This is a genomic window from Wenzhouxiangella sp. XN24 (assembly GCF_011064545.1).
Lineage (GTDB): Bacteria > Pseudomonadota > Gammaproteobacteria > Steroidobacterales > XN24 > XN24.
The window spans coordinates 345,738-368,429 of sequence record NZ_JAAMFG010000028.1; the positions used below are offsets into that span (position 1 = coordinate 345,738).

Sequence of the window (22,692 nt, forward strand, 5' to 3'; positions counted from 1 at the left end):
CCAGCGAGCCCGGTGCTCCGCGAAGCGATCGGCCGACAGGCGCGATGTCCGTCGCAGACCTGCCGGGGCTCGAACTGCTTCACCGCGGCAAGGTGCGGGACGTGTTCGCCGTGGACGCCGAAACGCTGCTGATCGTGGCAACGGATCGGCTCTCCGCCTTCGACGTCGTGCTGCCGGACCCGATTCCCCGCAAGGGCGAGATCCTCACGCAGACCGCGCGTTTCTGGTTCGATCACACGCGCCCCCTGGTGGCGAACCACCTGCTGGACCGATCCGTGGACTCGGTGCTGCCCGCCGGCGTGGATCGCGCCGCGTACCGCCTGCGCAGCAGCGTGACCAGGCGCCTCAAGCCCCTGCCGATCGAAGCGGTGGCACGGGGCTACCTGATCGGTTCCGGCTGGAAGGACTACCAGGCAGAAGGGGCGATCTGCGGCATGACGCTGCCGCCCAGCCTGCGTCTCGCCGATCGCCTTCCGGAGCCGATCTTCACGCCGGCCACGAAGGCGGCGGCCGGCGATCATGACGAGAACATCAGCTATGCTGAGGTGGTCGAACTGATAGGCCCCGTGCTCGCTGCGCGTGTCCGCGACCTGACGCTGGAGATCTACACGCGGGCCGCCGCATATGCCCGCGAGCGAGGCATCATCATCGCCGACACCAAGTTCGAATTCGGTCTCGACGCGGCCGGCGAGTTGTATCTCATCGACGAGATCCTCACGCCCGATTCCTCGCGGTTCTGGTCCGCGGAACACTGGCAGCCGGGCACGAGCCCGCCGAGCTTCGACAAGCAGTTCGTGCGCGATTACCTGGAAACGCTCGACTGGAACAAGCAGGCGCCGGGACCCGCCCTGCCACCGGACATCATCGCGCGCACCGCCGCGAAATACCGCGAGGCGTACCGGCGCCTGACGGGCGACGAAACGCTGTTCGAGCCATGAACGATACACTCCAGGCGCGCATCGAGTCGTGGCTCTGGGGGCCGCCGGCGACTCGTGCGCCCCGCTCCGGGCGCATCGCCCTGAAGCCGGCGCGGGTCGCCTACGCGGTCGCTCGCGACGTGGCCCAGGGGCAACTCACGCTGCGCGCGATGAGCCTCGTCTACACGACGTTGTTGTCGGTGGTGCCGCTCCTCGCCTTCGCGTTTTCCGTCTTGAAGGGCTTCGGCGTGCACCGCCAGATCGAGCCGCTGCTCTATGAATTCCTGCAACCGCTGGGTGAACAGGGCGTCCGGATCACCGACCAGATCATCGGCTTCGTCGAGAACGTCCGCGGCGGCGTGCTCGGCGGCATCGGCCTCGCCTTCCTGCTGTTCACCGTGATCTCGATGATCCAGAAGATCGAGGACACCTTCAATTACATCTGGCAGGTGCAGCGCTCCCGCAGCCTCGGCCGGCGCTTCAGCGATTATCTCAGCGTGCTCCTGGTCGGGCCGGTGCTGATGGTGACCGCCATGGGGCTGCTGGCGACCATCAACTCCAGCACCATCATGCAGGCCATCACAGATGTCGAGCCCTTCGGCATGCTGCTGGAGCTGGTCGGCCGGATCGCACCCTTGATCATCGTCGTCCTGGTGTTCGCCTTCGTTTACGCTTTCATCCCGAACACCCGCGTGAAACTCAGCGCCGCGCTGGCGGGCGCGGCCATCGCGGGCGCCGCATGGACCCTCGGCGGATCGCTGTTCGCTTCGAGCATCTCCGGCTCCACGCGATACGATGCCATTTACTCCAGCTTCGCCATCGCCCTGTTCGCGCTGATCTGGCTGTACCTGTCGTGGCTGATCCTGCTGATCGGCGCGCAGATCGCCTTTTACGTGCAGCATCCCGAGCAGCAGCGTCTCGGCCGCGAACAGGCGCACGTGTCGATCGCCCGCACGGAGTACCTCGCCCTCGGCATCATGCGCGAGGTCGGCCGCAGCTTCCGGCGTGGCGAACATCTCGGCTTCGAAAGCCTCGCGGAAGCGCTCGGCCAGTCCGCCCGGTCACTGGAGGAAATCACGACGCCGCTCGAGCAGGCCGGGCTGTTGACCCAGACCGAGGAAGGCCGTCTGCTACCGGGCCGCGACCCCGCAACCATCTCGCTGGAGTCGATTCTTTCCGCCGTGCGCGGCGCAGACCCCGCAGATGACCAGAGCCCGGTCGGGAATGTGCTCGGCAAGGTCCGCGCGGCGGAGGCCGACCACCTCGAAGGGCACAGCCTCGCCGACCTGGTGGCCCGCGAGGACGCGTCCGGACCGGGATGATTCAGTCGCCGGCGACCGTCATCCGGCCGATCAGCAGCGAGCCGGTCTGGATGACGCCGCGTCGGTCCACGTCCGAACCCACCGCCTGGATATCGGCGAAGAGCGTCTTGAGATTGCCGGCGATCGTCACTTCCTGGACGGGGTGGACGATCTCGCCACCCTCGACCCAGAAACCGCTGGCGCCGCGCGAATAATCGCCCGTCACCGCGTTGACTCCATGCCCCATCAGCTCGGTGACGACCAGGCCGCGACCCATCCGGCGCATCAGGCCCTCGAGCCCTGCATCGCCGGGCCGTACCAGCAGGTTGTGGATGCCGCCGGCGTTGCCGGTCGTCTGCAGGCCGAGCCGGCGGGCCGAGTAGGACGACAGCACATAGCCCTGCAGGATGCCGCCCGCCACCAGTGCGCGGTCCCGGGTGGCCACACCCTCGGCATCGAAGGGCGCCGAGCCGAGCGCGCGTGGCACATGGGGCCGCTCGTCGATGTCGAACCACTCCGGCAACACCTGCGTGCCCGCGGCGTCGAGGAGGAAGCTCGCCTTGCGATACTGCGCGGCGCCGCGAATCGCCGCCACCAGGTGCCCGAGGAAGCCGCGCGCCAGTTCCGCGACGAAAATCACGGGCACGGAGCGGGTGCCGATGCGGCGCGCGCCGACCCGGCGCAGCGCCCGTTCCGCGGCGCGGCGACCGACGGCCGCCGGCGACTCGAGGTCCTCCGCCCGACGTGCCACCGTGTACCAGTAGTCGCGTTGCATCTCGTCGCCGCGCCCGGCGATCAATGAGCAACTGAGGCTGTGGCTGGTGCTGGCGTAGCCGCCGGAAAAGCCGTGGCTGTTCGCGTAGACGCGCAAGGAGCGATGCGAGGACAACGAGCCGCCTTCGGTATTCGAGATCCTCTCGTCCGAGTCCAGGCCGGCGGCTTCGCAATCGCGGGCCAGCACCACGGCGTGGTCCGGATCCAGGTCCCAGGGATGGTCCAGGTCCAGGTCGAGGATCTCGCGCGCCATCATAGTGGCGTCAGCCAGGCCGGCGCAGGGATCTTCGGCGGTGTACCGTGCGATGGTGCAGGCCTTGTCCACGGTCTCTGCCAGGGCCGCGGCCGACAGGTCGGACGTGCTCGCGCTGCCCTTGCGTCGGCCGAAATAGACGGTGACGCTGAAGCCGCGATCGCGCTGGTGCTCGAGCGTCTCCACCTCGCCCTTGCGAACCGTCACCGAGAGCCCCGTCCCCAGGCTCGCACCGACTTCGGTCGCGTCCGCGCCGGACGTCGAGGCCCGCGCCAGGGCATCGGCCGCCAGGGCCTCGAGGCGCTGCCTGGCCGCGCCGAGATCGCTCAAATCTGCCGATGACATGCGTTGCTTCCTGCCGGAGAATGCCGGCCAATACTGGGCGGGGCAGTGTAACAAACCGCCATGCTATGATCGCGGATTACCGCCGAGCAAGAATCGCGTGAGCCTGACCGAAGCTGCACCGCTGGACCTCGATTGGGTGCGCAGTCGTTTTCCCGCACTGCGCAGCGACTGGGTCCTGATGGACAACGCCGGCGGTTCGACACCGCTCGGCGCCGCGGTGGACCGCATTGCCGAATACCTCCGCCGCTGGCCCGTACAGCTCGGCGCCAGCTACACCCCTTCGGCGGAGGCAGGCGAACTGCAGGCCGAGGCCCGGGCCGGACTGGCGGGCCTGTTCGCCTCCGGCGGCGGCCCGGTGCCGAGCCCCGGCCAGATCGCCATCGGCGCCTCGACGACCTCGCTGCTTTCCCGCCTCGCCCGTGCCCTGGCGCCCACCCTGGTCGCGGGTGACGAGATCATCGTCACCGACGCCGATCACGAGGCGAACATCGGGCCGTGGTTGCGCTTGCAGTCGCAGGGCGTGGTCATCCGCTGGTGGCGGATCCGGCCCGACAGCATGCAGCTTGAACTGGATGACCTCGATGCCCTGCTGACGGCCCGCACGCGCCTGCTGTGTTTCACGCATGCCTCCAACCTGCTGGGCAGCGCACTCGACATCAAGGCCATCGCGGCCCGTGCGCGTACTGCCGGCGCGCGGTGCTGCGTGGACGGCGTCGCCTATGCGCCACACCGGGCACTGGCTTTCGCCGAGTGGGGCGTGGACTGGTATGCCTTCAGCCTCTACAAGGTCTTCGGGCCGCACTGCGCGGTGTTGTGCAGCTCGCCCGAGGGCGCCGGCATGCTGGCCAACCTCAACCACGAATGGATGCAGCCCTCCGACGCGGCGGGCCGGCTCGAAGCCGGCGCCTATCCCTACGAACTGGCATGGGGCGCAGCGGCCGTGCCGGCCTACCTGGAAGCGCTCGGCGCCCACCACGGCGGCAGCGCCTTCGCGGCCATCGAGGCGCACGAATGCACCCTGACAACACGGTTGCTGGACTGGCTCGCGCCGCGTCCCGGCATCCGCATCATCGGCGCGCCTGCGGCCGGCCCCGGACGGCTGCCGACGGTGTCTTTCGTCACCTCTCGGGCCGCGCCCCAGGCGGTCGTGGCGCATACCGATAGCGCGCAGGTCGGCATCCGCCACGGCCACTTCTACGCCCCGCGGCTCGTCGAGGCGCTCGGCCTCGAGCGTGCGACGGGCGTGGTGCGGGTCTCCCTCGCGCACTACAACACGCTCGCGGAAGTCGAGCGCCTGATCAGCGCGCTGGATGGGGCGCTATGAGTGATCGTGACGATGCACCCAGCAAGACCCGGCGCAAGCGCGACGCGGAGGCGCTCCAGGCGCTCGGCGAGGAACTCGCGGAACTGCCCCCGGAGGCGCTCGATGCACTGGCGCTGCCGGAGCGCTTGCGCCAGGCCATCGATGAACTCGCCGCCATCGGCTCGCACGAGGCGCAACGTCGCCACCGGCAGTTCATCGGGCGCCTGATGCGCGACGTGGACCCCGCACCGCTGCAGGCCTTCATCGACGCGCGCAAGCGGCCCACCCGGGAAGCCGCAAGGCTGTTCCGCATCACCGAGGCCTGGCGTGACCTGCTTTGCGAGCGCGGCGAACCCGCCTTACGCGCTTTCCTGGCGGCTTATCCGGAGGCCGATGCGACAGCGCTCGAAACCGAGCTTGCCGACGCCCGCGCGGGGCGCAGCGGCGCGGCCAGGCGGCTGTTCCGTACGCTCCGCTCGAGCATCGATCACGCAGCGGCCGAAAACGGCGCCCCGGGGCCGCCAACATTGCTAGAATGACGCGATGAACACGCTCGTCGGGATCATCATGGGATCGCGCTCCGACTGGAGCACGATGCATCACGCGGCGGAAACGCTCGAAGTGCTCGGCGTGCCGTTCGAAACCCGTGTCGTTTCGGCGCACCGCACGCCCGACCTGCTGTTCGAGTACTGCGGGCGGGCACGCGAGCGCGGCCTCGAAGTCCTCATCGCCGGGGCCGGCGGCGCCGCCCACCTGCCGGGCATGGCGGCCGCCAAGACGAGCCTGCCCGTGCTGGGCGTGCCGATCCAGTCGCAAGCGCTCAACGGGATCGATTCGTTGCTGTCGATCGCCCAGATGCCGGCCGGCATCCCGGTGGGCACGCTCGCCATCGGCCGCGCCGGCGCCATCAATGCCGCGCTGCTGGCTGCGGCGATCCTCGGCGCCGGGCACCCCGAAGTGCTCGCAGCGCTGGAACGTTACCGCGCCGAACAGACGCGCAAGGTGCTCGCGGATCCCGATCCGGCGGCCCAAGCCCCGGCATGAGAATCGGCATCATCGGCGCAGGCCAGCTGGGGCGCATGCTGGCTCTCGCCGGCTATCCCCTGGGGCAGCGCTTCGTGTTCGTGGACGTAGACGAAGACGCGCCCGGCGCACAGGTCGGGCGGATCATTCGCGGGCGTTTCGACAGCCCGGCGGCGCTGGCCGCGCTCGCCGCGTCCGTGGACGTGGTGACCTTCGACGTCGAGAACGTGCCCCAGTCGGCCGCGCAAGCGGTGGCCGCCAAGGTGCCGTTCTATCCGCCGCCCGAGGCGCTGGGCGCCGGCCAGGACCGGCTCGACGAGAAGCACCTGTTCCGCTCGCTGGGCATTCCGACGGCGCCGTTCGCGCCGGTGGACTCGCAGCAGGCACTGGTCGAGGCGGCGGAGTCGCTCGGCCTGCCGGCCATCCTCAAGACCCGGCGCCTCGGTTACGACGGGCGCGGACAAGTTCGCCTCGACACGCTCGGGGACCTGCATGACGCCTTCGCCGCGCTCGGCGGCGTGCCGGCGATTCTGGAGGGCCTGGTGCGCTTCGACCGGGAACTGTCGCTGATCGGTGTACGGGGCCTGGACGGGGCAACCGCCTTCTGGCCGTTGGCGGAGAATGTGCACGTGAACGGCATGCTGCGACAGACTCGCGCGCCGTGGGACGACGCCGGTCTCCAGGCGGATGCCGAGCGCCATGTCCTGGCCCTGCTCGAGCGCTTCGATTACGTCGGCGTGCTCACCGTCGAGTTCTTTTGCGTGGAGGGCGCGCTGCTGGCCAACGAGATGGCGCCGCGCGTCCACAACTCCGGCCACTGGACGATCGAAGGCGCCGTGACGAGCCAGTTCGAGAACCACGTGCGCGCAATTCTCGGCCTCCCGCTGGGCTCGACGAAAGCCACGGGCCACGCAGGCATGGTGAATTTCATCGGCCAGCTGCCGCCGCTTGCCGACGCGCTGGCCGTCGAGGGCGCGCATTACCACGATTACGGCAAGACGGCGCGGCCCGGGCGCAAGCTGGGCCATTGCACCGTCGTGCGCGACAAGGCCGTGGAGCGCGATGCGGCGCTCACGCACCTGATGAGCCTGAGCCGCTGAGATTCGGCAGCGCTTGCACGACGCGCTCCGCTGCTTATAGTGGTAACTGGTGGGCGATTACGATGCCCGATGACCGGTCCCGAGATGTACCTCGAATCCTTCGGCCTCAAGGAACACCCGTTCCGCCTCAGCCCTGATCCGCGCTTCCTGTTCCTCAGCAAGCAGCACGCGCGCGCCCGCGCCTACATGGAATCCACGGTCTGGTTCAGCGACGGTTTCGTCGTGGTCACGGGAGAAATCGGCGCCGGCAAGACGACGCTGCTGGAGCTGTTCCTCTCCGAGCTGGACGACAGCGTCGTCGTGGCGCGCATCCACCAGACGCAGGTGACCGCGATCCAGTTCCTGCAGAGCCTGCTGGTCCAGTTCGGTATCCGGCCGTTCAACATGCGCAAGGCCGAGCTGCTCGATGCCTTGAGCAGCCATCTGCGCTCCCTGCTGGCCGAGGGCAATCGGGTGGTGATCGTCGTGGACGAGGCCCAGAACCTCGACACCACGGTTCTGGAAGAGATCCGCATGCTGTCCGATATCGGACCCGGAGCCGGCCGCGTGGTGAGCATCATCCTCGCCGGCCAGCCCGAACTGAATGCGACGCTCGATTCCCCGGCCCTCGAGCAACTGGCGCAGCGCACCCGCCTTCGCTTCCACCTGAAGGCGCTCACCGAGGAAGAGACCGGCCAGTACATCGTACATCGACTCAAGCTGGCCGGCGCCGAGCACGAGATCTTCGACCCCGAGAGCTTCCACCTGATCTACCGCTACACCGGCGGGGTACCGCGGCTGATCAACACCTTGTGCGACACCGCGATGCTCGTGGCCTTCGGCGAGGAACGCAATGCCGTGGGGACCACGGAAGTGCGGGAGGCCATCCAGGAACTCCAGTGGACCGATTACTCCAGCCGCACCAACCGGCTGCGCACGGGCTTTCCGCAGGGGGTCCGCACGGTGGCGCGGCTAATGATCTCGGCGCCGCACGAGGAGCCGCGGGAGTATCCGCTCACCCACGGACGCTTTGTCATCGGCCGCACTGCGGACAACGACATCCAGCTGGACAGCCGTTTCGTGAGCCGCCACCACGCACAGATCACCATCGGCAGCCGCAGCGCCGTGATCGAGGACCTCAACAGCACGAACGGCATCTATGCCGATGGCCGACGCATCAAGCGCCGGCCGCTCAAGGACGGAGAAACGATCTTCATCGGCGAGCACGAGCTCCTGTATCGCGAGGGGGACCTGGCGGGCGCCGCGCCCTGGGTGGGCGAGGGTCCGACCGCCATCGATGCGGAGGCGGAAGAAGCCGAAGCCGAAGCGGAAATGGGCGCCCTCGAGGACGATGTCGATCGCGAACGGGAAGCCGACTGAGCGCTGATTCCGCAAGTTCCGCGAAGGCATTCCCTGCCTTCCCTTAAAAAGACTCTGCCACTGCGACCCGAAGTTCGCAGCGGCAGAGTTCAGGCAATGCGTCGGCGCAGCACGCCGACGATGAAGCGCCTCAGAAGCGGTACTGCGCTCCGGCAATGGCGTTCCAGCCGTAGATCTCGCTTTCGGCGAGGCGACTGTTGGCATTCAGGATCTGCAAGGGCTCGTCGGTCACGTTGAGCAACTCGAGGAAGACCGTCAGGCCGTTGTCGAAATCGTAACTGCCCTTCAGATCGACCTGGGTGCGGCTGTCGATATACACGTCGCTGTCCGGGCTATCACCCACTTCGTCGAGGTACTCGCTGCGGTAGGCCAGCGCGGCGCGCAGTTCGAAGCCCGCCTTTTCCCAGAACAGGGCAGCGTTGCCGATATGGTCGGACTGCAGGAAGAACGGCACCTTGTCGTCGCGGCCGAACACGGTCGCCTCGCTGTCGGTGAATGTGTAGTTCAGCGACACGCCGAAGCCGTCGAACGGTGCCGGGAGGCGACTGAACTGCTGCTGGTAGTTCAGTTCGAAGCCCAGGATCTCGCCGCTGTCGGCATTTTCCGTACGGCTCCGCTCCAGCTCGGTGAAGAAGCGGCCCTCGAACTCCACGTTCTCCAGCCTCGTCACCTGGGTGAACACCGGGTTGTCGATATCCTTGAAGAAAGCGCCGAAGGCCAGGATTCCGCCGGTGTCATTGTAGCGCTCAATCGAGAAATCGAAGTTCATCGACTCCAGCGGCTCCAGGTTCGGATTGCCTTCTTCCACCGAACCCTCGAAGGCGTCCGGGCCATCGGGGTCGACCTCGAAGATGCGGAACGGCACCAGGTTCTCGTAGGGCGCGCGGCCGATCGTGTTGGTCCATGCGCCGCGGATGACCAGGTTCTCGCTCGCCATCCAGCGGGCCTGCAAGCCCGGCAACCAGTTGGTGTAATCCTTGGTTCCCGTGCGCAGGGGCAGGTCCGCCGCGAGGTCGCCGTCTTCAAAGACGATGTCGAAGGCCTCGTAATCGGCTTCGGTGTGCTCGACACGCAGGCCGCCGATCAGCGACAGGCGTTCGAAGTCCACGTTGGCCATGACATAGCCGGCCGCGATGTCCTCGGTCACGTTGAAATCGGATTCGGCACTTTTTTCGCGGCTGTCATCCGCGCTGAGTTCGAACCCGGCCGTGTTGGCGGCGAAGAAGTTGTTTGCCGCGCCGTGATCGATGGCCGGCCCGAACTCGTAGCAACGCTCGCTGCAGAAGAAATTCGCCTTGCCGGGACGGACCACCTGGCTCAACAGGAAATCGCCGTCGAAGCCGTCGTAGACCTGTGCGGTCTCGTCGCTGCTCTTCTCGCGCCCGGTGAACTTGACGCCGAACTTGAGGTAGCCGGGGTTGCCGCGGAAATTCAGTTCGCGCTGCAGGTCGAGCCGTACGACGTTCAGGTCTTCCTCCACGAGCTGGTTGGCGACCTCGAACTCACTGAACTCCGTGTTGGCCGGATCGTCGAAGGCGGCACCCCCGTCGACCGAGAAGAAGAAGCTGGAGGTGTCGTAGCTCATCGGCACCGGGTCGGACAGCTCGAACTTCCATTCCTCGTCGTACGGCGTGTCCTGCTCCGCCTTGCCGTAGGTGTAGGCGCCTTCGATAGTCCACTCCCCGACCATGAATTCACCGCCGAGGGTGCTGTTCAGGATGGACTGCTTCTCGCGGCGATCCTTCGAGGCGCGCTCGCCCTCGCCTTCGGTGAACGTCCCGGAGGTCGGCGTCTGGTCGATGAGATCACCGTTGCGGTAGTCGTAGAGCGTCTCGAGACGCTGCTCGGTGTCCTGGAACTCGTTCCAGATGTTATTCAGGTAGAGCTTGGTCGACGCATTCGGCCGCCACTCGAGATTGGCGACGACGCTGGTGCGCAGCCGCTCGAGGGCGTAATCACGCAACACGAATTCCTCGGGCACGAGAAAGTCGCCCTCCTCTTCCCACGCTTCGCCGCCCTGGATGTTCTCGGACTCGTATTGACGTGCCGAATGGCTGGCGCTGAGCAGAATGCCGAACTGCTCGTCCTCGCCGAACAGCGTGCCCCAGCTGGCACTGGCGCCATAGGGACTCTCGCCGCTCATATCGTAGTAGCCGTAGTCCGCCGAGAGCGACAACAGCTCGCCGTCCTCGAGATCGAAGGCGCTGGGCGTGACCAGGTTGATGGCGCCGCCGATCGCGGCACCGTCCATGTCCGGCGTCACCGTCTTGACCACCTCGAGCTTCGACAGCACGTTGGAGGGAATCGTGTCGAGTGCGATGCGCCGGTCATCCTCAGGCGCGCCGATGGTCGCGCCGTTGATCGTCACCAGGTTCAGGCCGGGATCGATGCCGCGCAGGGTGACATAGCGGCCCTCGCCCTGGTCGATGGAAATCGACACGCCGGGCACGCGCTGCAGGGCTTCCGCAGCATTGCGGTCGGGCAGCTTGCCGACATCGTCCGAGGTGATGGACTCCTTGGTGACGTTCGCGTAGCGCTTGTCCTGGATGGCGTCGGCCTGCGCAGCACGGAAACCGGTAACGATGACCGTCTCCGTGCCGGCCGCGGCGCCCAGCGCCACGTCGCGTGTTACGACCCCGGTCTCCGGAACGCTGACGGTGAAGTCCGCCGAAGCATAGCCTGTGTACAGCACTTCCACTCGATACTCGCCGGCCGGCAGGTCCGTGATGCGGAAGCGTCCGCTCTGGTCCGCCAGCACCCGCTGGCCCGTCGGCATCACGCGCAGCGCCGCGCCGCCGAGCTGGCGTCCCGTCACCTCGTCGGTCACCTGGCCGGCCAAATCGCCGGCGAGCACGGGCAATGAACTTAGACCGAGCGCGAGAGCCACGGCGCTGCTGAGAATGCGGTTCTTCATGGGAGGTCCCTTTCCGGAAACGGATCGCTGACGGGGGAATACAGCGCCGTATTCCACCAGCCACGTGTTTCCGTCTCGTGACAACTGCGGGGCAGTGCCATGAAAGCCGCATTACGGTTTGCCGCAGCCGCGGCATCCCGTGGCGCGAGACAGGACCTTCAGTTCGTGCCGCCCACCGTCAGCGAGTCGATCTTCAGGGTGGGCTGGCCGACCCCCACGGGGACGCTCTGGCCCTCCTTGCCGCAGACCCCGATGCCGGCATCCAGCTTGAGGTCGTTGCCGACCATGGAGACGCGGGTGAGCACGTCGGGGCCGTTGCCGATCAGCGTGGCACCCTTGACCGGCGTGGTGATCCGGCCGTTCTCGACGAGGTAGGCCTCGCTGGCCGAAAAGACGAACTTGCCCGAGGTGATATCCACCTGGCCGCCGCCGAAGTTCACCGCGTAAAGGCCGCGTTCCATGCTGGCGATGATTTCCGCCGGCTCGTGCGGGCCCGCGAGCATGTAAGTGTTGGTCATGCGCGGCATCGGCAGGTGGGCGAAACTCTCGCGCCGGCCGTTGCCGGTGGACCGCGTGCCCATCAGCCGGGCGTTGAGCTTGTCCTGCAGATAGCCTTTCAGGATGCCGCCCTCGATCAATGTCGTGCAGCTCGAGGGCGTGCCCTCGTCGTCCACCGTGAGCGAGCCGCGCCGCCCCGGCAGCGTGCCGTCATCGACGATGGTGCACAACGAAGAAGCGACCTTCTCGCCCATCCGTCCGCTGAACGCCGAGGTGCCGCGGCGATTGAAATCACCCTCGAGGCCATGACCGATCGCCTCGTGCAGCAACACCCCGGGCCAGCCCGGCCCGAGCACGACCGGCATGGTGCCGGCAGGTGCAGGTACCGCATCGAGATTGACCAGGGCCTGGCGGGCCGCATCGCGCGCAAAGCCCTCGGCACGTTCGTCCTCGAGCAACCAGCCGTAACCGAAGCGTCCCCCGCCACCGGCAAATCCCTGTTCCCGACGACCGTCCTGTTCGGCGATGGCGGAGACGTTCACGCGCATCAACGGGCGCACGTCGGTCACGAGCGTGCCGTCGCTCGCGGCGATGAGGATCAGCTCGTGAACCCCCACCAGGCTGACCACCACTTCCCTGATGCGCGGATCGACGGCACGAGTCACGGCATCGAGCCGCTCGAGCAGCGCGATCTTTTCCTTGTCGTCCAGCGTGGCCAGCGGATCGAGATCGGGATAAAGCGGTGCCGGCCGGGTGGCGTGCCAGGCCTGGACGGCGCCGTCGCCGCCTTGCCGGGTGATCGCCCGCGCGGCATCCGAGGCGGCATCCAGTGCCGGCATCATCAGCTCGTCGGAGTATGCGAAACCGGTCTTCTCGCCGCTGATAGCGCGGATCCCCGCGCCCTGCTCGATCATGTGACTGGCGTCCTTCACGCGGCCGTCTTCCAGCGTCCACGCCTCCTGGCGCAGCGACTGGATATAGATATCCGCAGCATCGACGGCACGCCCCATGATGCGGCCCAGCAAGCGGTCGAGGTCGCGCCGCTCCAGGCCCGCGGGGCCGAGCAAGCGATTTACAGAAAGTTCCAGCGCCTGGTCATTCATGTCTTGTTCTCCGCGGGGGCCGTGAGGACTTCCGGCCCGCGCCTGTGAGTCAATACCGGGAAGCGGCTTCGTGCCGCCTGCTGGGCCGCATGGTCGAGGTCCGCGACTACGACGCCGACCCCTTCACGACGACGCGCGACGACCGTGCCCCAGTGATCCACGATCATCGAATCGCCCCAGGTCCGGCGGCCGCCGGGGTGCTCGCCCCACTGGGCCGCCGCCAGCACGAAAGCGAGATTGTCCACCGCGCGCGCACGCACGAGCAGTTCCCAGTGCGCCCTCCCGGTCGGCACGGTGAACGCCACCGGCAGGGCGACGACGTCCAGGCCCGATGCGCCCATCGACCGGAACAATTCCGGGAAGCGCACATCGTAACAGACCGCCAGGCCCAGCCTGCCGAGCGGCGTGTCCGCGACGACGGCCCGCTGGCCCGGCGCGGTGCCCGCCGATTCGCGGTAACCCTCGTCCACGCCGGGCAAAGCCACGTCGAACAGATGCAGCTTGTCGTAGCGCGCCACCGCACGGCCCCGGGGATCGAACAGGATGCTCGCCGCGTGCGGCCTGTCCTCGCCGGGATCGAGGACCGGGATGGTGCCGCCGACGATCCACATACCCAGCTCGCGCGCCGCGACGCCGAGAAACGCCTGGGCCGGGCCATCGCCGAAGGACTCGGCAACGGCGATGCGGTCGGTTTCACTGCGTCCAAGGAAAGAGAAATTCTCCGGCAGCACGGCAAGTCCCGCGCCCGCCTCGGCGGCCTCTTCGAGCAGGGACTGCGCGCTCGCGAGATTGGCGGCGATGTCCGGTCCGGAACACATCTGGATGACCGCGGCACGTTGCATCAATTATTGCTCCTGCTGCCCGTGGGGACCCGCGCGATGACCGGGTCGTCCCACGGTCCGGTGAGCCGGTAGGTGATCTGAGCCGAGAAGGGGTTGTTGAAGATCTCCGCGAGCAGGAACAATGCAGCGCCTACGGCCGGTCCCGCCACGACGGCCCCCGCCACCGGAAACGTACCGCCGAAATCCGCGCCGATCACGGCCGTCTGGTCGTAGTCGCGCGTCACCAGCCCGGTACGGCCGACCACCGCCATGTTCGCCGCAGGGCCGCTCATCAACAGGTCGTCCGTGTAGGCATGACCGTCCTCGAGCCGGAAATCGCCGGTGATCCGGTCGAAGGACGTGCCCTTGCCGAACACATCCTTGAAATCGAGCGCCAGCCGGCGCGGCAGCGCCTGCAGGCTCAACAGGCCGAACACCCGGCCGGCACCCGGCTCGACGCCGACCAGGCTGCCGTCCCGGATGTCCACCTTCGCCGTGCCCGCGATGGCCTCGAGCCAGTCGCTGCGCAATCCGCCCTGCCAGCTGACCTCGGCTTCGAAAACCCCGCTCTGTGCTTCCATGCCGCGATTGAAGCCCATGAAATCGAGTGTCGCCCCCACGTCGTCGCTCTGGATACGCACGCCGAGGCGCGATGCGTCGACCGTCGGTGACAGGCGGGAGCGGCCTTCCGCCTGGAAAATGAAGCCTTCGCCGATCCCCTCCAGCCCGATCAGTTCGATGCCGTCACCCTCGTGCAGGGCCAGCGCAGAAACGCTGCCGAAACGAATGGGGCCATAGCGCAGGTCCTCGACCTGGATGTCGAGCGGCGGGATCCGCGCCGGATTCAATCGCACCGGCAATCCGCCCGGTTGCGGCGGACTCGCAGGCGTGAGTTCAGCCTCCCCTGCGGTACCTGGCGGTTCTGTGGCCGCGCCCAGCCAGAGATAGTCGAGTCTCGCCGTCACCGGCTCGTCGCCGTAAAGCGAGAAAGGCACGTCGAGGTGGCCCGCCGCGCGATTCGCGTTCAGGTCCACTGACCAGTGCGTCGCACCGCGCGACACGTCGACGAGCACGTCGCGCAGATCCACCAGCGGCGCACTCAGTTCGCCGATGAGCACCCGGCCTCCGGCGATCATGTCCGTCAGTTGCCCCGGGCCGTCGTAGGACGGCCCCGCGAGTTCGATCCAGGCGCCGAGATCAAGACGCGGGACCGCTCCGCTGAACACCAGGCCAGGAAGATCGCCCCCGAGCCCGCCGGGCACGATCCCGAATCGCGGCTCCTTCCCGGACTGATCCAGGCGCGCCGCCAGCCGCAGCGCGGCATCCCATTCCAGCTCGATGTCCAGCAGGCTGTCCGGAAGAAAACGGCCGCTGAATCTCAGGCTGCCCATGTCATCGGCCGCTTTCCGGAACGGCTCCGGCCACCCGACCTTCATGCCCTGCAGAGACGAATGAATTTCGAACTCCACCGGCGCCGGCGCGCCGGGAGCGGGAAACTGCAACCATCCCTTCCAGTCGGTGACCCCGCTCATCGGCTCCTCGGGAAGGCGGAGGATCTCGCTCAGCGCCGCGGCATCCAGCCGTCCGCCACCACTCAGGCGGATCGCGTCGCTTGCGTCGACGGTGACATCGAGCAGCACCGGCGAGCCCGCCAGCGTCGCGCTGATCCCCTCTCCCGTGACTCGCGCATTGTCGATGTCCAGCTGCGCCTGGATGTCGCGCAGCGGCGCGCCGAGGAAATCATAGGCAGCAACGCCGTCGATGATGCTCAATTCCACCCGGGCCCGGGATGTCGCCAGCGCCTTGAGCGGCAGCACGAGCGCGACTTCGGCGTTCGCGCGCCCGCCTGTCACGGTTGCCGGTGCCAGGCCGGGTGCGAGAATCCTCTGCAGCAGATCCGCCGACAAGGCGAATTCCCGCAGCGCCGCCAGTTCACCCCGCGCGCCGCCGTCGATCGTCAGCACGCCCGCCCGCAGGTCGGGAATCGCCACGCTGGCCGGGCCCACCTCGACTTCGAGCAGTCGCCCCCCATGCAGGTCCGCCCAAAGGCCCTCGTTCTCGAAGCGCACGGTGGCGTCGAGCGCACGCGCTCGCGGCCAGCGACGATCGAAGTCCAGGAGTCCGTCGTCGATATCGAATTCGACCTTGAACAACCCCTCATCGCCGCGGAACGGAAAGGCGCGGGTGGGCCCCTCGAAGCGGATGTGTGCGGCCTCGACCCCACCGGCCAGCAAGGCGCGGTCCAGCCACTCGACGACCCGAGCCGGCATGATGCCGACAGGCAGGTACGCCGGCGCCGCATCGAGGCTCAGGTCGCGTGCCTCGGCGTCGATCTCCAGCACCGGGGAAGTCCCGTCGGCAGGCACCTCGAGCGCCAGCCGGCCGTTGAGCGTGGCGTCCTCGTTGGCCAGCGCCATGCGCGAAATGCCGAGGCGAAATCCCTCCGCGTCGCGCACCCAGCCGGCTGCGACCGCCAGGCTCGTCACCGTCAACGGAGCCCGGAACAGCGATGGCAGGCTGAACACGGTCTCGTTACCGGCCAGGGTGAGCGTGCCCCCCGACAGGTCGCCCGAGATGCGGCCGGAGAGATTGCGGACGCCCGGCCAGCGGTTCCAGGGCGCCAGGGAAAGCGCTTCGAAGCCGGCGCTCACCGAGAGCGCCGCCACGGAACCCTCGTCGCGCCGCCAGTCGAGCCCCACGTCCACTCCATGGAGGGTCCCGCTCGGCAATAGCGCCCGCACCATCGACCGCGGCTCCTCCGGTAACCAGCGGACAGCCGGCAGCAGGTCCTCGAGTTCGAGCCGGTCGGCCCGGACGACGATCTGCTCGAGAAGCTCGGGCGACTCGAGAAGCTGACCCTCGAGAGCTACGGTGGCAGCCGCGCTGCGCCAGGCCCGATCAGCGCGAACCACCTCCAGGTTACGCAGCCCGAGATGCCAGCCCCCGTCCTGCCTCGTCCATTCGAATTCCGTGCCAAGTGAATCGTAGGGCACGGGCGGGGGCGCCACCTCGGGTGTCGCCGCGTCATCGTCACGATCACGCAGCAGCCACAGGTCCCGGGCGACGGCATCACCCGCGATCCGCGCGAGTCCCTGCTCGTCCGCCGCCACCGAGACGTTCCCGTCCACGATCCCGCGGGCGCGCAGCCAGGCCGGATCACCGATCGCCGCAGCCAGCGCCTGCAGGTCGAGGGCCGCGAACGACATGCCGGCGGTCCAGTCTTGCGGGAAGCCGCGCGCGTCCTGCGCCGAGACGGCCGCTGACAGCGTGAGCGCGCCCCCGAGCGACTCCGGCAGCACGCCGACGGCATCGAGGGCCACCCGGCCGCCGCCCACGCGCAGATGCAGGGTGTCCAGCCGGAACGTGCGTGGCGGCAGACCGAGGTGAAGGTCTTCGAACTGCAGTTCGACGTCCTCGAGTTCCAGCTGCCCCGCGGGCCAGTGCGCCAGATCCCCGAGCCGCGGATCCGCCCCGGTCCCCCGCTCTCGTAGCAAGGGGCCTTGTGCGCCGAGCAGCCGCCATTCGTCGCCGCCGACCTCCCGCTCGATTCTCAGCGACAGGCCCGCCAGACGAATGGCTCCCGGCCGCAATTCGCCCCGCAACAAGGGCCAGGCCGCAAACTGGATCGAGCCCTCGTCGGCCCTGAGCAGGATTTCCGCGCCGTCCGCGGTCAGGATGCTCGCATCGCTGAAACTGAGTTCCGGGCCGCGCAGACCCAGTCGCGCGTCGATCTCGCCCAGGCGCACGGGCCGCCCCAGCGCATCGCCCGCCAACGCTTCCACCTGTGCCCGGTATTCCGGCGCCTGCACCAGGGCGACGCGCGCGACACCGACCAGCAACGCCAGCAGCACGACCACCCCGGCGACCACACCCGCAAGGACCCGCCACAGTTTGCGGATCATCCCCGGCATCGCGCAGCCTCCATGCCGGGAAACCGCGGGGCCCCGTTACAGGGGAACGACATCGTACTGGTCGTGGAGATAGCCGGACTCGGCCTGCAGGCGGATGGGCTTGCCGGTCAACGACTCGAGCTCGGCCAGCCCGGACGCCTCTTCATCGACGAGCAGGTCGAGCACCTCGGCGTGCGCCAGGACCATCAGTTCCTGGAATTCGAATTGCCGCGCCTGGCGCAGGATGTCCCGGAAGATCTCGTAACAGACCGTCTCCGGCGTCTTCACCGAACCGCGCCCCTCGCAAGTCGGACATGGCCGGCACAAGACATGCTCGAGACTCTCGCGGGTACGCTTGCGTGTCATCTCGACGAGGCCGAGCCGCGAAACCTCGGTGATCTGGTTTCGCGCATGGTCGCTCTGCAGGGCACGCTCGAGGGCCTGCAGCACCTGGGCGCGGTGGTCTTCCTCTTCCATATCGATGAAATCGACAATGATGATGCCACCGAGGTTCCGCAGCCGGATCTGGCGCGCAATCGCCTGGGCCGCTTCCAGGTTGGTGCGGAATATCGTCTCCTCGAGGTTCCGGTGGCCCACGTAGGCGCCGGTGTTGACGTCGATCGTGGTCATCGCCTCGGTCTGGTCCAGCACGAGGTAGCCGCCGGACTTGAGCGGCACTTTCGGGTCCAGCGCGCGCGCGATCTCGTCGTCCACGCCGTACAGGTCGAAGATCGGCCGCGACTCGACATACTCCTGGATCTTGGGTTCCATTTCGGGAATGAAGCAGGCGGCGAACCGCTTCATCCGCGCATAGACGGCGGCGTCGTCCACCCGCACGCGCTCCACGCGAGGGGCCATGAGATCCCGCAACATGCGCAGCGGCAAATCGAGATCCCCGTGCACCAGCGTACCGGGTGCGCTGCGCCGCCCTTGTTCGTCGACCGCCTCCCAGAGCTTCTCGAGGAACAGCATGTCGGCCCGCAATGCCTCGCGCGGCGCATGTTCGGCGGCCGTGCGCAGGATCCAGCCGCCGGCGCGATCCGCCGCAATGTCCTCGAGTATCGCTCGCAGCCGCCCGCGTTCCGCTTCATCCTCGATCCGCGCGGAAATGCCGATCCCCTGGCCGAACGGCAGGTACACGAGATACCGGGACGGCATGGTGACGTAGGTCGTCAGCCTGGCGCCCTTGGTGCCGAGCGGATCCTTGACGACCTGCACCAGGATATCCTGGCCCTCCGCCACCAGTTCGCGGATGTTAACCTCGCGCTCGCCGTCCGGGAGGGGCCTCGCGACAGGGGGATGCGCCATGATGTCCGATGCATGCAGGAACGCGGTGCGCTCGAGGCCGATGTCCACGAACGCCGCCTGCATGCCCGGCAATACGCGCCTCACACGGCCCTTGTAGATGTTGCTCGTGATCCCCCGGCGGCTTGCCCGCTCGATGAAGACCTCCTGCAGCACGCCGTTTTCCAGCAGGGCCGCCCGCGTCTCGCGCGGATTAACGTTGACGAGAATCTCCTCGATCACGCGTCGCCACCCGTAGCCAGGCCGGGAACCTCGACACCGAACTCCCGCAGCAGCTCCGCGGTTTCGCACAACGGCAGCCCGACGACACCGGAGTAGCTTCCGGACAGGCGGGTCACGAAAATGGCCGCCACGCCCTGGATGCCGTATGCGCCCGCCTTGTCGAGCGGCTCACCGCTGCCCACGTAGGCCTCGATCTCGCTGTCCCGAAGGCTGCGGAACGTCACCTCGGTCGTCGCCAGGCGCATCGCGGTGGAGTCGTCCTGGCGCGCGGCCACGGCCGTATGCACCTCGTGCGTGCGCCCCGAAAGCCGGCGCAGCATGCGTGCTGCATCCTGCTCGTCCGCCGGCTTGCCGAGGATTTCCCTGCCGAGCGCGACGACGGTGTCCGCCGCGAGCAGCAGCCGCCCCGGGGGGTGACGGGCGGCGCCCGCAACGGCCTTTTCCGCCGCCAGGCGGCGCGCATAGTCCGCAGGGTCTTCACCGGGAAGCGGAGTCTCGTCGATATGAGTCGGCGCGACTTCGCATGCCAGGCCCAGCGACGCCAGCAGTTGTCGCCGCCGCGGCGATGCGGATGCCAGCACGAGGTTCAGGGAGTCCATCCCTGCAGTTTCCCCGCTGTGCGACATCCGCACAAGCCGCGGCGCGCCCTCACTGGCGATGGTAGGGATGGCCCGACAGGATGGTCCAGGCCCGGTAGAGCTGCTCGGCAAGCAACACGCGCACCAGGCCGTGCGGCAGCGTCAGATGGGACAGTGACCAACGCCATTGCGCCTGGTCGAGGCAACTGGCCGCCAGCCCGTCCGGGCCGCCCACCAGCAACGCCACGTCGCGACCGTCCTGTCGCCAGTCGGCCAGCTTGCGGGCCAGCCCGGGGGTATCCACCTGCACACCCGGCACGTCCAGGCAGACCCGCAGGCAACCCTCCGAGGCCGCCAGCAGGCGTCGCCCCTCATCCGCGACCGCTTTTGAAGTATCGCTGCCGCGGCTGCGGCGTCCCAGCGGCAAGGACTGGATCTCGAGACGACATTCGCGCGGCATGCGCGCGGCATAGTCGCGGCATCCCTCGTCCACCCAGCCCGGCATTCGCGAGCCGACCGCGAGGATGCGCAGGCGCACCGGAGCTCAGCCCTCGGCGGAGGCGCGACCCCGCCCGGCCGGCGCAGCCCAGAGCTTTTCGAGATTGTAGAAATCCCGGACGCGCGGCAGCATGACGTGAACGACGACGTCCTGCAGGTCGACGAGCACCCATTCGCCGTCCTTGAGGCCTTCGACCCCGAGCGGGCGTTGCCCCGACTCCTTGCACTTCTCGACCACGTTCTGCGCCAGCGAGCGCACGTGCCGGTCCGAGGTGCCGCTCGCGATCACCATGCTGTCCGCGATGCTCGTCAGGCCGCGCACGTCGATGACGACCACGTCGCGGGCCTTCAGGTCGTCGAGGGCATTCACTACTGTCGTCTGCAAGGATTCTTCCGCCATCAAGTCCTCTCTGCGGCTGCTCTGTAACAATCCGACGCCGCCAGCAGCCTGCGGACGGGATCGGGTACCAGGTAACGTGTATCGAGACCCGTGCGAACGATTTCGCGGATCGCGCTCGATGAAATCTCCAGCTGCGTGACGGCGCGAACGTAGACCCGGCCGGCACGCGTCTCGTGCAGGTCTTCCGGCCGGCCTGTGCCACGCGCGGCCAGCAATTCTCCCAGCGCGCCATGCTCCGGTGCCCGCCATCCGGGCCGGTGCGCCACGACCAGGTGCGCCAGTTCGAGGATCTCCTGCCAGCGATGCCACCGGGGCAGGCCGAGAAACGCGTCCATGCCGACCACCAGGCAAAGCGAACGATGCGCGAACTCCGCGCGCAGGTCGAGCAGCGTATCGACCGAGTAAGACGGTCCCGCACGACGCAGCTCGCGGTCGTCGAGTACGAAACGCGGCTCACCCTCGATGGCGGCCCGGATGAATCCTGCCCGCGTCGCTGCATCGGCATGGGTCGTATCGCGATGCGGCGGCTCACGCGCGGGGAGGAAGCGCAGCTCCGTGAACCCCACGGCCTCCACCAGTTCCAGCGCCGTGCGCAGGTGCCCGCAATGAATCGGATCGAATGTTCCTCCGAGCAGTCCCATCGGCTCCAGGCCGCCCGCGCTGTTCATACGCCTCGCCGACTCGACCCGGCCAGGGCAGCGATCCATTCAGCCAGTGCCGCCCAGGGATCGCATCGCGCAGGGGCGCGCGCCGCCGCCTCGCCGTGCAGCAAGGGCATGGCATTACCGGGCGGCGCACCCTTGGACATGCGATCGACCAGTGCGAGCCGTCGCGCCAGGGCGCGCAGTGCGTGGCTGTCGTGGCGACCGACCGCGCGGCTCACCAGCCCGCTGCGATTACGCCAGATGCCGGCGCGCGACATCGCCGCCGGCGCCGCCAGGCCCTCGTCCATCAGCCAGCGCACCCGGACGAGGCCGCGAAGTTCACGCGCCAGCGGCCATAGGATCTGCGGGATGGCCAGGCCCTCCGCCCGGAGGCCGGCGAGGATTCGCAACGCGCGCCCCAGCTCACCGCTCAATGCGGCGTCGGCCAGCTTGAAAATATCGAAACGCGCACTGTCGGCCACCGCCGCCCTGACGGCCTCGGCATCCAGCTCTTCGCCCGCGTGCAGCAGGCAGAGTTTCTCGATCTCCTGGTGAGCCGCCAGCAGGTTGCCCTCGACGCGTTCCGTCAGCAAACGCACCGCCTCTGCATCGGCCTTGAGCCCGACTCGCCGCAGCCGGCCCTGGATCCATGACGGCAACGCGGCCGGCTCTATGGGGCGCACCTCCACGGATTCCCCGACCTGTTCGAGCGGTTTTACCCAGGCGGGCCCCTGGCCGCGGCGATCGATCTTCGGTGAAATCACCAGCAGCAACACGTCATCGGGCGGCGCTGCCGCGAAGCGGGTGAAAACCTCGTTCCCGCCGGCGCCGGCCGCCGGGGTCTTGAGCCGCAGCTCGACCAGCCGCCGGGACGCAAACAGGGACATGCTGGAGAGATCGCCCGCAAAGGCGCCCCAGTCGAAGCCTCTCTCCACCGCATGCACTTCGCGTTCCGCGAAACCGCTCTCCCTGGCCCGGCGGCGAATCGCATCCGCGCACTCCTGCATGAGCAGCGGTTCGTCTCCGGCAATCAGGTAAGCGGGTGCGAGGCGCCGCGCGAGGCCGGCCTCGAGCTGGTCAGGAGAAAGTGCCACGGGGGGGCTGGGTCTTCCCTGGATTGGTCATCGCGCGCAGTGTAGCACGCCAAATCCCGTCGCAAGCCCCAGATTATCTCGGCTTGGAGGCACTTGACAGGTGGAGTATGTTAGTCGTTTGGAGTCCCGCATGAACCCAGCCCTCCGGACCACAGCCCGCGGCATCAAGCGCCTCGCCCTCCTGGCGACGCTGGCGCTCGTGCTGCGTTTCGTGGGCGCGGAGCTGCACCACGCGCATGACGCCCACGAGCCTGGCGAGAGTTGCGAATACTGCCTGGTGCTCGATCGCAGCGGTCAGGCGCTGCCGCCGGCCGGGCTCACCCCGCCATCGCTGCCGGCGCCCGCCGGCG

Annotated in this window: 19 protein-coding genes; 8 read left to right on the forward strand and 11 right to left on the reverse strand. The window is 68.1% G+C overall.

What is annotated here, in order from left to right; all coding sequences use genetic code 11:
• Nucleotides 1-44 precede the first annotated feature (44 nt).
• Nucleotides 45-938 carry a phosphoribosylaminoimidazolesuccinocarboxamide synthase gene (locus G6032_RS05920; protein ID WP_165281200.1) on the forward strand — a complete coding sequence of 298 codons (894 nt, stop codon included), beginning with the start codon at nucleotides 45-47 and terminating at the stop codon, nucleotides 936-938.
• Nucleotides 935-2,239, forward strand: a complete 1,305-nt coding sequence (locus tag G6032_RS05925) for a YhjD/YihY/BrkB family envelope integrity protein (protein WP_165281201.1) — start codon at nucleotides 935-937, stop codon at nucleotides 2,237-2,239. The genes G6032_RS05920 and G6032_RS05925 overlap by 4 nt, the downstream gene beginning before the upstream one ends.
• A 1-nt stretch (nucleotide 2,240) precedes the next feature.
• Here the strand turns inward: G6032_RS05925 and pmbA are convergent, their stop codons facing one another.
• Nucleotides 2,241-3,590, reverse strand: coding sequence for a metalloprotease PmbA (pmbA, locus tag G6032_RS05930; protein WP_165281202.1), 1,350 nt, complete (start codon nucleotides 3,588-3,590; stop codon nucleotides 2,241-2,243).
• A 97-nt stretch (nucleotides 3,591-3,687) separates the two neighbouring features.
• On the opposite strand from pmbA, the gene G6032_RS05935 reads away from it, so the two are divergent.
• The 5 genes from G6032_RS05935 to G6032_RS05955 all read left to right on the forward strand — a co-directional run bounded on the left by G6032_RS05935 (nucleotide 3,688) and on the right by G6032_RS05955 (nucleotide 8,375).
• Nucleotides 3,688-4,914 carry an aminotransferase class V-fold PLP-dependent enzyme gene (locus G6032_RS05935; protein ID WP_206211830.1) on the forward strand — a complete coding sequence of 409 codons (1,227 nt, stop codon included), beginning with the start codon at nucleotides 3,688-3,690 and terminating at the stop codon, nucleotides 4,912-4,914.
• Entirely contained in the window at nucleotides 4,911-5,432 is a 522-nt protein-coding gene (gene yjgA / locus G6032_RS05940; RefSeq protein WP_165281204.1) for a ribosome biogenesis factor YjgA, read from the forward strand. The genes G6032_RS05935 and yjgA overlap by 4 nt, the downstream gene beginning before the upstream one ends.
• A gap of 4 nt (nucleotides 5,433-5,436) precedes the next feature.
• Nucleotides 5,437-5,937 (forward strand): 5-(carboxyamino)imidazole ribonucleotide mutase, encoded by a 501-nt coding sequence (purE, locus tag G6032_RS05945; protein WP_165281205.1) that lies wholly within the window; start codon nucleotides 5,437-5,439, stop codon nucleotides 5,935-5,937.
• On the forward strand, nucleotides 5,934-7,016 hold the full coding sequence (locus tag G6032_RS05950) for a 5-(carboxyamino)imidazole ribonucleotide synthase (RefSeq protein ID WP_165281206.1): 1,083 nt from the start codon (nucleotides 5,934-5,936) through the stop codon (nucleotides 7,014-7,016). The genes purE and G6032_RS05950 overlap by 4 nt, the downstream gene beginning before the upstream one ends.
• A 69-nt stretch (nucleotides 7,017-7,085) precedes the next feature.
• Nucleotides 7,086-8,375 carry an AAA family ATPase gene (locus tag G6032_RS05955; RefSeq protein WP_165281207.1) on the forward strand — a complete coding sequence of 430 codons (1,290 nt, stop codon included), beginning with the start codon at nucleotides 7,086-7,088 and terminating at the stop codon, nucleotides 8,373-8,375.
• Nucleotides 8,376-8,505: 130 nt separating this feature from the next.
• On the opposite strand, the gene G6032_RS05960 is transcribed toward G6032_RS05955, so the two are convergent.
• The 10 genes from G6032_RS05960 to holA all read right to left on the reverse strand — a co-directional run bounded on the left by G6032_RS05960 (nucleotide 8,506) and on the right by holA (nucleotide 22,342).
• A complete protein-coding gene (locus tag G6032_RS05960) occupies nucleotides 8,506-11,289 on the reverse strand; it encodes a TonB-dependent receptor (protein ID WP_165281208.1) in 2,784 nt (927 codons plus the stop codon).
• Nucleotides 11,290-11,447: 158 nt separating this feature from the next.
• On the reverse strand, nucleotides 11,448-12,890 hold the full coding sequence (gene tldD, locus G6032_RS05965; protein ID WP_165281209.1) for a metalloprotease TldD: 1,443 nt from the start codon (nucleotides 12,888-12,890) through the stop codon (nucleotides 11,448-11,450).
• Nucleotides 12,887-13,732, reverse strand: coding sequence for a carbon-nitrogen hydrolase family protein (locus G6032_RS05970; protein ID WP_165281210.1), 846 nt, complete (start codon nucleotides 13,730-13,732; stop codon nucleotides 12,887-12,889). The genes tldD and G6032_RS05970 overlap by 4 nt, the downstream gene beginning before the upstream one ends.
• The gene (locus tag G6032_RS05975) at nucleotides 13,732-17,613 is read right to left on the reverse strand and encodes a YhdP family protein (RefSeq protein WP_165281211.1); all 3,882 of its coding nucleotides are present in this window, start codon (nucleotides 17,611-17,613) and stop codon (nucleotides 13,732-13,734) included. Before G6032_RS05975 ends, G6032_RS05970 begins: the two co-directional genes overlap by 1 nt.
• A 45-nt stretch (nucleotides 17,614-17,658) precedes the next feature.
• Nucleotides 17,659-19,128 carry a ribonuclease G gene (gene rng, locus G6032_RS05980; RefSeq protein ID WP_165281212.1) on the reverse strand — a complete coding sequence of 490 codons (1,470 nt, stop codon included), beginning with the start codon at nucleotides 19,126-19,128 and terminating at the stop codon, nucleotides 17,659-17,661.
• Nucleotides 19,125-19,727, reverse strand: coding sequence for a Maf family protein (locus G6032_RS05985; protein WP_165281213.1), 603 nt, complete (start codon nucleotides 19,725-19,727; stop codon nucleotides 19,125-19,127). The genes rng and G6032_RS05985 overlap by 4 nt, the downstream gene beginning before the upstream one ends.
• A gap of 49 nt (nucleotides 19,728-19,776) precedes the next feature.
• Nucleotides 19,777-20,244 carry a 23S rRNA (pseudouridine(1915)-N(3))-methyltransferase RlmH gene (gene rlmH / locus G6032_RS05990; protein ID WP_165281214.1) on the reverse strand — a complete coding sequence of 156 codons (468 nt, stop codon included), beginning with the start codon at nucleotides 20,242-20,244 and terminating at the stop codon, nucleotides 19,777-19,779.
• A gap of 6 nt (nucleotides 20,245-20,250) precedes the next feature.
• A complete protein-coding gene (rsfS, locus tag G6032_RS05995; protein ID WP_165281215.1) occupies nucleotides 20,251-20,604 on the reverse strand; it encodes a ribosome silencing factor in 354 nt (117 codons plus the stop codon).
• Nucleotides 20,604-21,272 (reverse strand): nicotinate-nucleotide adenylyltransferase, encoded by a 669-nt coding sequence (gene nadD / locus G6032_RS06000; RefSeq protein ID WP_165281216.1) that lies wholly within the window; start codon nucleotides 21,270-21,272, stop codon nucleotides 20,604-20,606. Before nadD ends, rsfS begins: the two co-directional genes overlap by 1 nt.
• Nucleotides 21,269-22,342: a DNA polymerase III subunit delta gene (holA, locus tag G6032_RS06005; protein WP_165281217.1), complete on the reverse strand. Its 1,074-nt coding sequence runs from the start codon at nucleotides 22,340-22,342 to the stop codon at nucleotides 21,269-21,271. Before holA ends, nadD begins: the two co-directional genes overlap by 4 nt.
• Before the next feature lie 130 nt (nucleotides 22,343-22,472).
• Between holA and G6032_RS06010 the strand changes: the two genes are divergently transcribed.
• Nucleotides 22,473-22,692: hypothetical protein (locus tag G6032_RS06010; RefSeq protein ID WP_165281218.1), on the forward strand; the 220-nt coding region annotated here is incomplete at its 3' end.